Source organism: Candidatus Koribacter versatilis Ellin345, from assembly GCF_000014005.1.
In the GTDB taxonomy this organism is placed as follows: Bacteria; Acidobacteriota; Terriglobia; order Terriglobales; family Acidobacteriaceae; genus Korobacter; species Korobacter versatilis_A.
In genome coordinates this window covers 1,150,988-1,164,847 of the sequence record NC_008009.1, presented here as the reverse complement: position 1 = coordinate 1,164,847, position 13,860 = coordinate 1,150,988, and the positions used below count along the sequence as shown (strand labels likewise).

Here is a 13,860-nt window from a genome sequence, read left to right as displayed (position 1 = left end):
GCTGCAAAATGATCGGGAGTCCAAGAAGGTCCCTGAACAGCTTGCCATCTTCACGCCGCTCATTTCTTCAGTCGCTGTGTCGGACCGCCCTCGTGCTTCCCTTCGCCGATGTGTTGTCTCTGGCAGTGCCCTTGCCTGGTCAGGTGGGGAAGAACGCAGGCGACTCGCTCGGAGTGGAGTTTCTCGATGTCGCGCAGTCGGCGGGCCTAAAGGCGGTCACGATCTTTGGCGGCGAGCACAAGAACAAATACCTGCTTGAGACCACGGGCTGCGGAGTTGCGTTCTACGACTACGACAATGATGGTTGGCTCGATATTTTCCTGGTGAACGGCACACGACTCGAAGGCTTCCCTGCCGGACAGGAACCGGTCAATCATCTCTTCAAGAACAATAGAGACGGTACGTTTACAGACGTGACCGACAAGGCAGGCCTACGACGATCGGGCTGGGGGCAGGGTTGCTGCGTGGGCGACTACGACAACGACGGCAACGACGACCTTTTCGTCACGTATTACGGGAAGAACGTTCTCTATCACAACAACGGCAATGGAACCTTCGCCGATGTCAGCGAGAAGGCGGGGATCGCGGGTAAGCGCACGCGCTGGGGAACCGGATGCGCGTTTGTGGATTACGACCGTGATGGACATCTGGATATCTTCGTCGCGAACTATCTTGATTTGGATTTGAAAACCGCGCCGGTGCCGGAATCGGGTCCGTGCTTGTACAAGGGCATTATGGTCGCATGCGGCCCCCCGGGGATGCAGGGCGATACGGACATCCTGTACCACAACAACGGCGACGGGACGTTTACCGATGTGAGTGAGGCGGCCGGGATCACGAAGGGTGTCGGGACTTACGGACTCGGAGTGTGCGTGGCGGATTTTGACAACGATGGCTGGCCCGATATCTACGTGGCGAATGACTCGATGCCGAGTGCGCTCTATCAGAACAAGCACAACGGGAAATTCGAGGATGTTGCGGTGGATGCGGGGTGCGCGTTCAGCCCGGACGGCAAACCGCAGGCGGGCATGGGCGTTTCCACGGCGGATTACGATCTGGATGGCAATCTCGACATCGTGAAGACAAACTTCGCTGGAGATACGCCTTCGCTCTACCACGGGATTGGAAAAGGCAATTTTGAAGACAACACCTTCATCGGTGGGCTTGGGGCGCACACGAAATTTCTGGGCTGGGGATGTGGGTTCTTCGACTACGACAACGACGGATGGCCCGACATTTTGATTTGCAACGGGCACGTGTATCCGGAAGTGGAGCAATTGAAGACAGAAGCTGGATATCCGCAGCAGAAATTGCTTTACAAGAACCTGCGCAATGGGAAGTTTGAAGATGTATCGCTGAAGGCGGGTACAGGAATTTCGGCTCCGATCGCGGCGCGTGGTGCGGCGTTTGGAGACTTCGACAACGACGGTGACCTTGATGTGGTTGTGAACACCGTCAATGGTCCGCCACAGTTGCTGCGCTGCGATTCGAAGGTGAATAATAACTGGATCAAGTTCAAGACTGTGGGTACGAAATCGAACCGCAGCGGAATTGGGACAAGGATTCGGTGTACGACGCATCCGACGGACGAACCGAAGCCTCATGTCCAAATTGATGAAGTGAGGAGCGGCGGTGGCTACATCTCGCAGAATGATCTTCGAGTGCACTTCGGAATTGGTAAGGCAACGAAGGTTGATGTGGTCGAGCTGTTCTGGCCGAGCGGGCAGGTGGACACGCTCAAAGACTTGAAGCCCAACCAGGTGTATGTCGTGCAAGAAGGCAAAGGTGTGATCAACACGATTGCCTTCTCGGCAAAGAAATAGCTATTTCTTTGCCGCTGCGACCTTCTCGCCCGAACCTTCTTTCAATGTGTTGACCTGATCAACCTTCGCGGTGAAGCGCTCGGTCTCGCCGCTGGGCCATCGAACTTCTACGGTATCGACGCTGGTCGCGGTCCCCAAACCGAAGTGAACACGGAGATCGCTGCTGGAGTTGTAACTGGAGCCGCTGCGGACTTCATTTACGAAGACGCGCTTGCCAGCGGTGACTTGAATCTTCGCTCCGATGCCGCTGCGGTTTGATTTCGTGCCGATTGCCTTAAAGGCGATCCAGTGATTGCTGTACTTCACCTCGTTTACCAGCAACAGTGGACGCTCGTTCATATTGCTGATAATCACGGACTGACGACCATCATTCCAGAGATCGGCGACCGCGACTCCTCGAGAAGCATGCGGTGCGGATATGCCGGGGCCGGAGGTCGTGGAGAGATCGGTGAATTTGCCGTCGCCGTAGTTGCGATACAGGAGACGCGGTTCGGCGTAGTCGCTGCCGAGTTTGAACTTGTCGACCTCGGGATAGACGTGGCCGTTGGCCAGGATGAGATCGGGCCAGCCATCGTTATCGATGTCGAAGAACATGGTGCCCCAGCCGAGATACTTGGTTTGCAGGCCGAGACCGGCAGCGGTGGTGGCGTCGGTGAAACCGGGCGGACCGTCGTTGTGGAGCAGGGTCGAGGTGTCGTCGGAGAAGTTGGTTTTGAAGATGTCGAGACGGCCATCGCCGTCATAATCGGCGACGGTGGAACCCATGCCGGCCTGCTCGCGGCCGTCTTCGTTGAAGGCTGCGCCGAGGGTGACAGCAACGTCGGTAAACGTGCCGTCGTGGTTGTTGTGGTACAGGATGGCGGGGGTGCTGTCGCAGGCGACGAAGATGTCGGGCCAGCCGTCGTCGTCGTAATCAACGACTGAGACGCTGAACGAGTAATGGCCATTGGTCTTATCGATGCGGGCCTTGTCGGTCACGTCTTCGAAGGTGCCGTCGCCCTTGTTGTGGTACAGCAGGTTCTTAGTCCAGGGCAGGCCGCGCGGTCCGCACATCACCGGTGCACCCTTCCAGATGCACGTGGGACGCTCGCCGGGAGCTGGCGCGGTAGAGAGATCGAAGTCCACGTAATTGGCGACGAAGAGGTCGAGTTTGCCGTCGCGATCGTAATCGACGAAGGCGCAGCCCGTTCCCCACATTTTGCCGCTGCCGGCGACGCCAGCTTTCTCGCTAACGTCGGTGAATGTTCCGTTTCCGTTGTTGTGGTAGAGGATGTTCTTGCCGTAGTAGGTGACGAAGAGGTCGTCGTTGCCGTCGTTGTCGTAGTCGCCGACGCAGGCGCCTTGGCCCCATCCTGCATGCCAGAGGTTCGCCTTCTTGGTGACATCCGTGAAGGTGCCGTCGTGGTTGTTGTGGTAGAGGCGGTTGCTGAGGTCTTTACCTTTCGCACCGTCCAGGGTCGTTCCATTCACGAAAAAGAGGTCGGGCCAGCCGTCTTTGTCGTAATCGATTACGGCGATGCCGGAGCCGGTGGTTTCGATGATGTACTTCTTGGAATCGACGCCGCCGTAGACATTGTCAACAGTGAGACCGGCCTTTTCGGCGATGTCGACGAAGTTCACCTTGAGTGGCGCTGCGGGAGCGGCTGTGGATTGCGTCTGGGCGGCCTCTACGGGGCTGCTGGGTGAGAGTGCGAGGCAAAGCGTCAGGAATGTGGCCGACGCTAGAAAAGGCCGTAAAACGCGAATGCGCATGGGTTAGGACATGGTAGGGCGCGGGCGGAAAGAAGGTCAACCGGGACGAGGAAGAAAGAGAAAGAGGGAGCCCAGAGGCTCCCCCGTTGGTTGAGGTTACGAGCTAGAAGTTGATTCTCACCGCGAACTGCAGTGCACGCATGGTCGTATCAGCTTCGATATCGGTGATCTTGCCACCGCTGCCGCAGTTCGAGTTGGTTGTGTCGGCAGGATTTCCGTTGTTGTAGAAGAGAACGCAGGTGTTTCCCTGATTCGAATTGAACCCAAGCACTGGATGGTTGAACAGATTGAACACGTCCATCCGGAACTGAGCCTTCACTCTCTCAGTAATTGCGAAGTTCTTCATGAGGGTTGCATCCGTGGTAAAGAGACGCGGACCGTAGAGAGAATCCCATCCGGAGTTCCCTATCGTTCCAAGTACCGGCGCCGACCAAGCTCCGGTTCCAGTAAAGAGGTTCTCCGGAGTGTAGTAGGTCACGCTGTGGGCTGCCGGATCGAACTTGCCGGCGCCCAAAGCGAATGCGCCTGCTTTATCTGGACGGCACACGCCCACATCGTTGTTGCAGAATGCGGTGCCCGGGGTAAACGGCAGTCCACTACTCCAGTTGGTGGTGGAGCTGAATTCCCAACCGCCAATCGCGAGATCCGCTGCTTTACCTACGCCCCCTGCGAACTTCTTGCCTCTCCCGAACGGAAGATCATAGACAACGTTGGCGACGAACACGTGGCTACGGTTCTGGTTGTCGGGACCATAGGCGACATGCGGGTCATCCACGAAGTAGTTGTTGTCGTAACGTAACGACCGCGACCACGTGTAGTGGGTGATGAACTGCAACCCGTTGGACATGCGCTTTTCAGCTTTCACCTGCAGTGCGTTGTAGAGGCTATTGGCGTTGTTGCCGAAGTAGTTGCCCAAGTCGCTTGAGCAGCACACCAAGGGCTGGCCGGTGTTGGGGTCAGTGAAGTCGGGGTAGACCCATGCGTTGTAGAAAGGTCGACGGTTTGCTTGGGGAACTCCCGCTGCCAATCCAACGATGCTGGGTTGATTGACGTTATAGGCCGGTCCATTGCCTGCGAACGTGTGCGAGCCTTTGTTCCCGACGTAGGCAATTTCCAAGGTGGTGGTCGCCGTGAGTTGCCGCTGGATGGTTAAGTTCCAAACGTCGATCGTAGGTAGCGTCTGGCTGCCCGGCCGAATGCGCGGATCTACCGAGTTATCGGGACCACGTATCGGCAGGACACCGTTGACCGGTACTGGATAGGTGGCTGGCGGCGCGCCGGTACCGAGAGTAAACGCCGTCACATAGTTGTCTGATCCCAAGCCCTGACTGCTGGCGGAAATGTTCTGGTGAACAAGAACCGGCAAGTTCTGAGAAATTGCGTGTCCGAAATTAGAACCGAACACTCCCATATCGAAGCTGCGGCCGTAACCCATGCGAATGACCGTCTTATCGTCAAACTGATAAGCAAGGCCGAACCGCGGAGCAAAGGCGTCGAGTTTGTGGTTCACGTTCAGCGAAGTGTCGTATGGACCCTCACCCGCCACACGAACTACGGCACCGTTGGGCGTCAATGTTCCGTTGCCGCCGGCTGTGATCACACCGAGGCCGCCGAGGTCTTTTCCACTAATGGCCTCAGGCGTGTAGTCTTCCCAACGCAGGCCGATGTTCAACGTCAATTTCGGCGTGATGCGCCAAGTGTCCTGGCCATAGAAGAAGAACCGCCACTGGTGTTCAGCAGCGTCCAGTGAAGTGCTCGCGAAACGGTCGTAAGTGGTGACATCGCCAAGCAGGAAGGTGCCTAAAGCCAAGCCACCAACGCCGCCGTTTGAAGTGGCGAGATGGTTGAAATTGAACTGTCCCGTACGGTTCGCATCGCTTGGGACTCGCAGATTAGTGGCGCTTCGAATATCGGCACCGAACTTGAAGGTATGGTTGCCGTGGATTTTGGTCCAATTGTTCACACCCTGGAACTGATCTTCCTTTTCAGTCAGCGGGCAGTTGCAACGTCCGATATTGAGGCTTTCTCCGAAGTCTGACACCGAGGTGCCGGTTCCGGAACCATTGCCGTCGGCGCCAGTGTCCATGTTGAAAGCCGGCCAACCGGAGGTGGCGAGATCTCCAAGGTTTGCACCTGGGATTCCGACATCGCTGGCGGGAGTTTTACCTTCGAAGTATTTGTGAGTTTGTGGATTGTAGCGGAACCATCCGAAACGGAAGTCCGCGAGCAGCGAGTTGCTGAAGGTGTGGGTAACCGTCGACGACAGGCTGTAGTTATGTGTGATGGAGCTGCCAGCTAAGCCGTTCAATCCGAAGCCCGCGCTGCCAAGTTGGGTAAAGGCAGGAGCGCCCGACAGGTTGAAATAGTCAAGGCTGAATCGACCGAACAGCTGCGTCCGGTCCGTCATGTTGTAGTCAATTCGCGTGTCAAAGGAGTTCTGATTAAATGGACCAGAACCGCCTCCGACGAAGTTGTTCAGTACACCCTTGCCGTCGATACCCGAGGAGTTGGGCGCCGGGAAGAGCTTGAGTAGGGCAACCGCTTGCGGGGAAAGCAAGTTTCCCGGGATCAGGTTCCCATCGAACTTCGTGCCGCCCGTGAAAGTGGATGAGTTGCTGGAATTGGGCATGTAAACCTGCCCACCGCCACCAACGTTCCCGAGATAGTCGCTGAGGTCGCAGTTCAGTGCAGGATTCCCCAGCGCCGCAGCGCAGCTGCTAACTGTTTTGGCGGTTGGCACCGTCAAAACCTGCGTCTGTCCATTGACCTGACGAGTTCCCTGATAGTCGCCAAAGAAGAACAACTTGTTCTTGATGATCGGACCGCCGACACTCCCACCAAACTGCTGCCAACGGGCGTAGGGAATCATTCGTCCGGTGATCGCATCCGGCTGAAACTGGGTGAATGGATCACGTGCCTGGTTTGCGTCAGAACGGCGGAAGTAGAATGCGCTGCCATGGATCTCGTTGCTGCCGGACTTGGTTTGTGCCGTAACGAAGCCGGCGACGGCCTTTCCCATTTCCGCGTCGTAGTTCTGCAACGCGATCTTGGTTTCGGTAACGGCGTCAAGATTGGGATTGACAACGATGATGCCCAAGATCGGATCCTGGTTATCGGTGCCGTCCAACTCGAAGTTGGTGCCGCTGAAGTGCTGGCCGTTGACGAAAATCTGCTGGCTGCCCTGCGGATTCTCGGTGGAGGCATGGCTCCAGCCGACGAGCTTCTGGGTTCCGGGCGACATCAACTCGAACTGCGTGAAGTTGCGGTTCAAGACCGGCAAGTCTTCGACGTAGGTCTGATTGAATGTGATTGCGACGTCGGCGCGATCCGTCTGGAGCTGCGGTGCTTCACTGGTCACTTCGACCGTCTGGCTTTCCGAGCCGAGCTGAACTTGGGCGTCGAGACGTGCAGATTGGTCAGCTGAAACGCTGACGGATTTTTGTTCGAAGGTCTTAAAGCCTTTGGCTTCGACCTTGACGCTGTACTCGTCAGGAATCAGGTGAGTAACCTGATAGTTACCGCTTTCATTCGTGGTAGCCGTGTCCGAAGTTCCTTTACGGACGTTAGAAACGGTCACGGTGGCGCCGGGTACAGCTGCGCCTTGTGGGTCAGTCACAGTCCCGAAGATGTTTCCGAAGACCGCCTGGGCAAATGCCGGCGTTGCTGCCAGCAAAGAAAGAAAGCACAGCGCAAGTACGGCTGCTACACGCTTCATTCTCGACCTCCGAAGGCGCTTGGGGCGCCATCTGAAAGCAGTTCAGGGGGTGAATCAGGCTCGCCAGGAGCGGGCGACATATCGCCCTTGCAGTCCTTATGGATTTCTCTGAATCCTGGACTGTCTTGATCCCGGTAAACCCCGCATCACTTAGGCAAGTGACACAAGTCACGTTTACACGTGACCGAGAAAGTACATTGCGGCGGAAGGGCTTGTCAATGGGCTTGTAGGACGTGTCAATACAAGAAACCTATTATTTGCGTCAAATTGTGTCAGGACGGGAAAAGAAATTCGTGAGCTACTTCTGGGTTTTCAGGTGTGGATCAAGGGTTGCAGCCTTGGAGAACTCGGCATCGGCCTCGTCGCGTTTGCCTTGGCGGGAGAGTGCAGTTGCGAGTTGAAAGTGCCCCATGGCGTAGTCGGGTGCCGACTCGGTAGCCCGTCGGAATTGGGAAACAGCCCCATCCAGATCGCCTGCATTTAGGAGACGAATTCCAGAGTTGGTTGCGAACACCGCGGCCTGCATGCCGGTTTTCTTCTTTGCAAGTTCCGCGCCGATACGTGCTTCTTCGGAGGCACCAGCGGTGTCGCCCAATTGACGGAGGACTGCGGCTAGAGTCGTGTGAGCGCCGGCGAAGTCGGGCTGAATTTTCAATGCAGAGCGAAGTGCTTCGGCGGATTCACGCGGTTTATTCATCTGCTTGTAAACGGTGCCGAGGGTGTAATAAGCCTCAGCATAGTCGGGCTTCTGGGCGAGGGCGGCTTCGAGTTCTTCAACGGCGGCGGGAAACTCGCCTTGCTGCCAAAGGGTGACTCCCAGCGTGTAATGTGCGTCGTAGAGTTTAGGATCGAGCCGGATGGCCTCGCGAAGCTCCGCTGCAGCTCCGGCGAGATCGTCCTTCAACTTCAATGTCAACGCGAGATCATGGTGCAGTGATGCGTTGGCCGGCGCGATCTGGAGAGCTTTGCGGAAGTTATCAACGGCGTTGTCGAACTCGGAAAGCTGAAGGTAGGCGGCCCCGAGATTTCCGAGATAGCCGACATCCTCCGGCTTCAGGTTGAGGGCCTGGTTAAATTCCCGAATAGCTCCCTCGCCATCTCCAGCCTGCATGAATGCCAGGCCAAGGTCGTTATGAAGATCGGGGTTCTGCGGGGATTGCGCGATGGCTTTCTGGAAAGCGGAGATCGCGGTCGGCATTTCGCCTACTCGTTGCGCTGTGAGTCCAAGTCTCTCCTGGAGGCCGGGAAATTCGGAAGAGCGTTGGGCAGCGTCTTTGTAGTTCTGTAGAGCATTCGCGTTGTCGCCGAGTGTCTCGAGAACGCGACCGAGAAAGAAGTGGGCGGCAACATCGTTCGGCGCGAGACGCACCGCTTCCTGTAAAGAAAGCATTGCCTCAGGATCTTTGTCTTGTGAAAGTAGCGCGACGCCAAGGTGAAAATGTGCGGGCTCGTACTGGCGGTCGAGTTTTAAGGCTTGTTCGAATTGCTGTTGCGCGGCAACGAAGTCTTTTTTCTGGGCCAGCAACGAGCCGAGATCGTCATGAAGTGGCGCGCTTTGCGAATTGGTCTCCAGTGCGGAACGATAGACGGCGATGGCGCCGTCGAGGTCCCCTTTGGTGCTGAGCGAGCGACCCAATCCACGATTGGCCTCGACTTCGTTGGGAGCCATTTTGACAGCGATACGGTATTCGGAAATGGCGGCATCAGCCTGGTGATCGGCGAGAAGAGCTTGACCCAGGTATGCATGAATGACTGCGAGATCGGGGCGGAGTTTGAGGGCATGACGGAAATACGGAATTGCTTCGGCTGGTCTTCCCTGCTTGAACAGCGCCTGGCCTACGGCATTCTGATACTCGGGATTATTGGGATCGAGTTTCGATGCCTGTTGAAAAGACGAGAGCGCGGATGCGTCGTCTCCCCGCCCGTAGGCCTGAACTCCCCGCTTATAAAAATCAGCCGCCGACTGTTGGGCGAATACGGCGGGAGTTGCCAAGCACATCGCGAGAACGAGAGCTGCTGGGATAAGGGACGAGAACAAGATGAAATCCGTGCGGCGATCTAGTGAGTTCAATACTCCACGGGCGAGGATTGAAAGTCAATCGGTGAGCGGTTGCCGCAGATGTCATCCGGTGGGATGATGTCACGATGCGATTGCGTTTGACAGCAGCTGCTGTCACCCTTCTCAGTTTGATCGTGGCCGCGTCCAGCACAGGGAGCACGCCGGTTGCGGGATTGCCTTTCGGGCCGTGGACACGCGCATCGGACAAGCCGCTGCTTTCGCCGCGCGGCGATGGTTGGGAGTCAGCTGGAACCTTCAATCCTGCCGTGATCGAGCGTGATGGACAGGTCGTCATGCTGTACCGAGCGCAAGACAAGTCAGGGACTTCTCGTCTGGGATATGCGACGAGCAGCGACGGGATTCACTTCGAGCATCGTGACAAGCCGGTGTTTTCACCAGAAGCGGAGTACGAGCGCGATGGCGGAGTGGAGGACCCACGGTTGGTTGAGATCGACGGAATGTATTACTTGACCTACACCGGGTACAACCAGAAAGACGCGCAGCTCTGCCTGGCTGCCTCCAAAGATTTGCGGCACTGGGATCGCAAGGGCGTGATCCTGCCAGCCTACAAGGGAAACTGGAACGTGGGCTGGACGAAATCCGGCGCGATCTTGAAGCAGAGGATCAATGGGAAGTATTGGATGTACTTTCTCGGCACCACCCCTGAAAAGACGGACGAAATGGGGCTGGCCTCGTCGACGGATTTAATCCACTGGACGGAGGAAACGAAGACTCCGGTTTTGCCACGACGGCCGGGAAAGTTCGATTCGCGCGTTGTGGAACCGGGACCTCCGCCGAGTTTGACGGACCGAGGAATTGTGCTGGTCTACAACGGTGCCGACGATCATTTGGTATACAAGACCGCAATCGCTGTGTTCGATCGGGATGATCCCCGTAAATTGATCTACCGCAGTGAGGAACCGATTTTCGCCCCTGAGAAAGACTGGGAAAAGGTTGGACAGGTGCCGAATGTCGTCTTTGTGGAGGGCATGGTGAAGAGGGGGGATCGCTACTTCTTCTATTATGGTGGGGCCGATACGCACGTTGGTGTAGCCACGGCCGAAGCGAAATAATCATGTCTCGCCTCCTCCTTCCTCTCGTTCTTGGGTGCGCAATGAGCGCTGCGGCGCAGACCACGGCCACTGCCACGGACCCGCAGAAGGTCATCGCCGATGCTCATAGACAACTAGATCATGGACAGTATGACGAAGCGATTGTGCAACTGCAGAAACTTCAACAGGAACAGTCGGCAATTGAAGGCCTCGTGAGGGAAATTGGAATTGCCTATTACAAGAAGGGCGATTACCTAAGCGCGATTCGTTATCTCAAACAAGCGACGAAACAAAATGAAAAAGACAGCGAAGCGGTGCAACTGCTGGGATTGTCGTACTACTTGTCTGGGAAGCCGCAGGACGCGATCCCTCTGTTGGAGAAGGTGCAGACGTGGTTTCCGAGCGCGAATGTTGATGCGTCGTACATCCTGGGAATCTGCTACATCCATTTGAAGAATTACGATCAGGCGCGCGGCGCGTTCGCACAGATGTTCGATGTGAAGCGAGACTCGGCTGCCAGTTATCTATTCACAGCACGGATGTTGCTTCGACAGGAATATGATCCGGTAGCAGAGGAATATGCGCAGAAGGCGATTGCGCTCGAGCCTACGCTTCCACTGGCGCACTATTTATTAGGCGAGCTTCACCTCTATAAGTCACGCGTGCCAGAGGCAATCGAGGATTTCCGGAAGGAGTTGAACCTCAATCCGTCCTACGCGCCGGCGTATTACAAGCTGGCGGACGCCTACTCGCGCGTTCAAAAGTACGATGATGCGGAGCGACTGCTGCAACGCTCGATCTGGCTGGATGCAACGACGACAGGGCCGTACATACTTCTCGGCAAAGTGCTGGAAAAGAAGGGAGAGCCGCTACTAGCGTTGCGCGCGTTGCAACATGCAGCGAGCATGGATCCGAAAAACCCGATCACCCACCACTTACTCGGGCAGTCGTATCGCGATCTAGGTAAGAGTGATGACGCAGAGCGGGAATTAAAACTCGCCGAGGAATTGCAGAACAAGCAGAACGAGAATCGCTAACTCGTTGCGGTTTTCCCTTTCTGAATTCGCTCGAATAGGTCGCTCTGCGACTCGTTTCCGTTTGCCAAATGGACATGAACGTCACGCTGCGGAAATGGGATCGAGATCCCTTCCGCCTGCATACGCTCGCTGATGGCGACATTCAACTGGCTCCGAATCGTTACCAAGTTGTCGATATAAGCCCAGAACCGTACAGTGAAATCAAGGCTGCTTGCGCCGAACGTTTCAAACGTGATGAGCGGGGCTGGATTCTTAAGCACGTCCTGAGTTGAGTCTACAACCTCACGCAGGAGGTTGAGAACCCGCCCTGGATCAGTGCCGTAGGCGACACCGATACGAATTTCTCCCCGACGGAGACGATCCGTGAGCGACCAGTTCACAAAGGATTTGGTGATCAACTCGGAGTTCGGAACAATCACGGCTGCGCCGTCAAACGTCACGACTGTACTTGAACGGAATCCGATCTCGCGCACCGTGCCAAGCAAGGTGCCGACTTCAATCACGTCGTTTACTTGCATGGGGCGTTCGAGCGAAATGATGATGCCCGAGACGAAATTGCTGACGACGTTCTGGAGACCGAATCCGAGGCCGACACCAAATGCGCCAGTCAGAAGCGTCAAACGGCTAAGGTCCAGACCAGCCGCGCCCAGCGCAAGAAAGAACCCAAGAAATACAAGCGAGTAGTGCAGCAGTCTTGAGCCGGCTTTTCCTGCGCCATCGGAAACCCTGGTGCGCGGCAACAGCTCCTCTTCCAGAAAGAACCGCACGACACGGGCAAGAAACGTACTAAGCAGTAGCACGATTCCGAACATCAAAATGTCTTGAAGCGAAATCTTGACGGCACCAAGCGACCAACTGCGTCGCAGAAAGTTTCCTACTGCCTGAAAGATTTCAGCGGCAAATTGAAAAGACGCTGGCAGTACGACGATCCATGCGATCCAACAGATCAACCGAAAGATCTTGGTCGTCTTCTCCACGAAGAGGTCGCGATGATAGCGAATTACGCGTGAGCGCTGACTGAACTTTGTATTGGTATAGAGGAAAAGCAGATCGCGAGATATTGTGTAGAACAGATAAACAATGACGCCGGCGTAGGCGGCTTTCAGTGTGCCGGACAGCAGGATTTCGGCGAGGGACACATTGCCGATGATGTTGGTGAATACCGAAAAGGCAAGCAGAACGGCGGAGATGCGACAAACTACGGTTGCGACCGGCCATCTGCGGCGCTCAAGTTCTCGGATGGCTGCCCCGCCCTTGTAACCCAGCCAGGTGAACACTCCCGAAGCCAGGATTGCGATAAGGAGCGTGTCGATACGTTGCAACAAGGTACCGGCTGCCGCATTCGCGCTGATTGTGTCCATAACTCGTAGCGATGCGATGGCTGTGACGGGCCTGAGCAGAGAGCGGTCGAAGACTCTTGCCGCCAATATCACAGAACAAACGATCAGCAAGAGGACAGCGAGGCGCAACACCTCGAGCGGGGCTTGGGGGAAAAATGCAGCAAATAGGATGAGAGAGATGAATGCAGAAACGGCGATAGGGTATCGCAGGAACCCGCTCTTCTCTCTATCGTCGTGGTCTTCGCTGCGAGACGCTGCGCGAGGTAACCAAAAGAGTACCGCGGTCAAGAAGATAAAGAAGAGCAGATAGCCGACGAGGCGGGACCAATAGTGGTTGTAGAACTGGACGATCCGAGATCTCAGGCGGTTTGTCGCGGCGCTAACCTGTATGCGAAGCGAACTGTAGCTTCCGTTTCGAAAGGCTGACCAGATCGGAGGGCTGTCGAGCGCGAAGATCTGGTTGCGCAGACCCTTCTGCGCTGCGTCGACCGATGAAAGGATTCCATCGATATCTTTTCCGGCGGTAGCGATGTTCACCTGCACCGGAATGAGAGAGTCAAGGCTAGCGTGGAGTCGTATGTCCGCCTCCGATGCAGACTGTTGAACTCGACTGACGCTGTCCTGCAACGCTGCCGGGAGTTCGCCTTCCGGAGTGGAGGCAGTAGCCCAAAGATCTCGAATCGCGGCGACCTGTCGTTGTTTATCGGTCAGATCTGAGACGCGTTTCTCGACAACCGAACTCAGACCATCGAGTTCAGTGCGCTTCCGCGTCCACTCTGTTCTGATTTCATTCAGCCCTTGCGTAGACCGGGCGTATTGGATGGTCGCCTGGGTGTCTTGCTTATTATTTGCCACATCCGTGACCAACTCTTGAACCCTGGCCTCGGCAGCACTGAGAGTGCTGTCGGAAGTACTGGCGATGATGTCATCGAGGGAACTGAGTGCAGATTGGGTTCTCGGAACCACTTCGGTGATCGCGATCTCAGAACCGTCGCCGAGTTTGAGCACCCGTGGTTGTAGTGTGGGAGGGACCTGGGTCGTTTTCTCTTTCGATTTCTCTTTCGACTTTTTACCAAAAAAAG

Annotated in this window: 7 protein-coding genes; 3 read left to right on the top strand and 4 right to left on the bottom strand. The window is 56.1% G+C overall.

Going from position 1 to position 13,860, the window contains the following annotated elements; translation table 11 throughout:
* Positions 1-8 precede the first annotated feature (8 nt).
* A complete protein-coding gene (locus ACID345_RS04730; RefSeq protein WP_011521725.1) occupies positions 9-1,823 on the top strand; it encodes a CRTAC1 family protein in 1,815 nt (604 codons plus the stop codon).
* On the opposite strand, the gene ACID345_RS04725 is transcribed toward ACID345_RS04730, so the two are convergent.
* The 3 genes from ACID345_RS04725 to ACID345_RS04715 form a co-directional block, all read right to left on the bottom strand.
* A complete protein-coding gene (locus ACID345_RS04725; RefSeq protein WP_011521724.1) occupies positions 1,824-3,575 on the bottom strand; it encodes a CRTAC1 family protein in 1,752 nt (583 codons plus the stop codon). It lies immediately after the preceding gene.
* 103 nt (positions 3,576-3,678) lie between these two features.
* Positions 3,679-7,290 (bottom strand): TonB-dependent receptor, encoded by a 3,612-nt coding sequence (locus tag ACID345_RS04720; protein ID WP_011521723.1) that lies wholly within the window; start codon positions 7,288-7,290, stop codon positions 3,679-3,681.
* A 298-nt stretch (positions 7,291-7,588) separates the two neighbouring features.
* The gene (locus ACID345_RS04715) at positions 7,589-9,328 is read right to left on the bottom strand and encodes a tetratricopeptide repeat protein (RefSeq protein ID WP_148210015.1); all 1,740 of its coding nucleotides are present in this window, start codon (positions 9,326-9,328) and stop codon (positions 7,589-7,591) included.
* A 107-nt stretch (positions 9,329-9,435) separates the two neighbouring features.
* On the opposite strand from ACID345_RS04715, the gene ACID345_RS04710 reads away from it, so the two are divergent.
* Both ACID345_RS04710 and ACID345_RS04705 read left to right on the top strand, forming a co-directional pair.
* Positions 9,436-10,422: a glycoside hydrolase family 130 protein gene (locus ACID345_RS04710; RefSeq protein ID WP_011521721.1), complete on the top strand. Its 987-nt coding sequence runs from the start codon at positions 9,436-9,438 to the stop codon at positions 10,420-10,422.
* A gap of 2 nt (positions 10,423-10,424) precedes the next feature.
* Positions 10,425-11,438, top strand: a complete 1,014-nt coding sequence (locus ACID345_RS04705) for a tetratricopeptide repeat protein (RefSeq protein WP_049761681.1) — start codon at positions 10,425-10,427, stop codon at positions 11,436-11,438.
* Here the strand turns inward: ACID345_RS04705 and ACID345_RS04700 are convergent.
* Entirely contained in the window at positions 11,435-13,744 is a 2,310-nt protein-coding gene (locus ACID345_RS04700) for a mechanosensitive ion channel family protein (protein WP_228370733.1), read from the bottom strand. The genes ACID345_RS04705 and ACID345_RS04700 overlap by 4 nt on opposite strands.
* Positions 13,745-13,860: the final 116 nt, after the last annotated feature.

Bases quoted from the DNA above. Each gene is read 5' to 3' on its own strand.
- ACID345_RS04730 (WP_011521725.1), top strand. From the start codon at position 9: ATGATCGGGAGTCCAAGAAGGTCCCTGAACAGCTTGCCATCTTCACGC.
- ACID345_RS04725 (WP_011521724.1), bottom strand. From the start codon at position 3,575: ATGCGCATTCGCGTTTTACGGCCTTTTCTAGCGTCGGCCACATTCCTG.
- ACID345_RS04720 (WP_011521723.1), bottom strand. From the start codon at position 7,290: ATGAAGCGTGTAGCAGCCGTACTTGCGCTGTGCTTTCTTTCTTTGCTG.
- ACID345_RS04710 (WP_011521721.1), top strand. From the start codon at position 9,436: ATGCGATTGCGTTTGACAGCAGCTGCTGTCACCCTTCTCAGTTTGATC.
- ACID345_RS04705 (WP_049761681.1), top strand. From the start codon at position 10,425: ATGTCTCGCCTCCTCCTTCCTCTCGTTCTTGGGTGCGCAATGAGCGCT.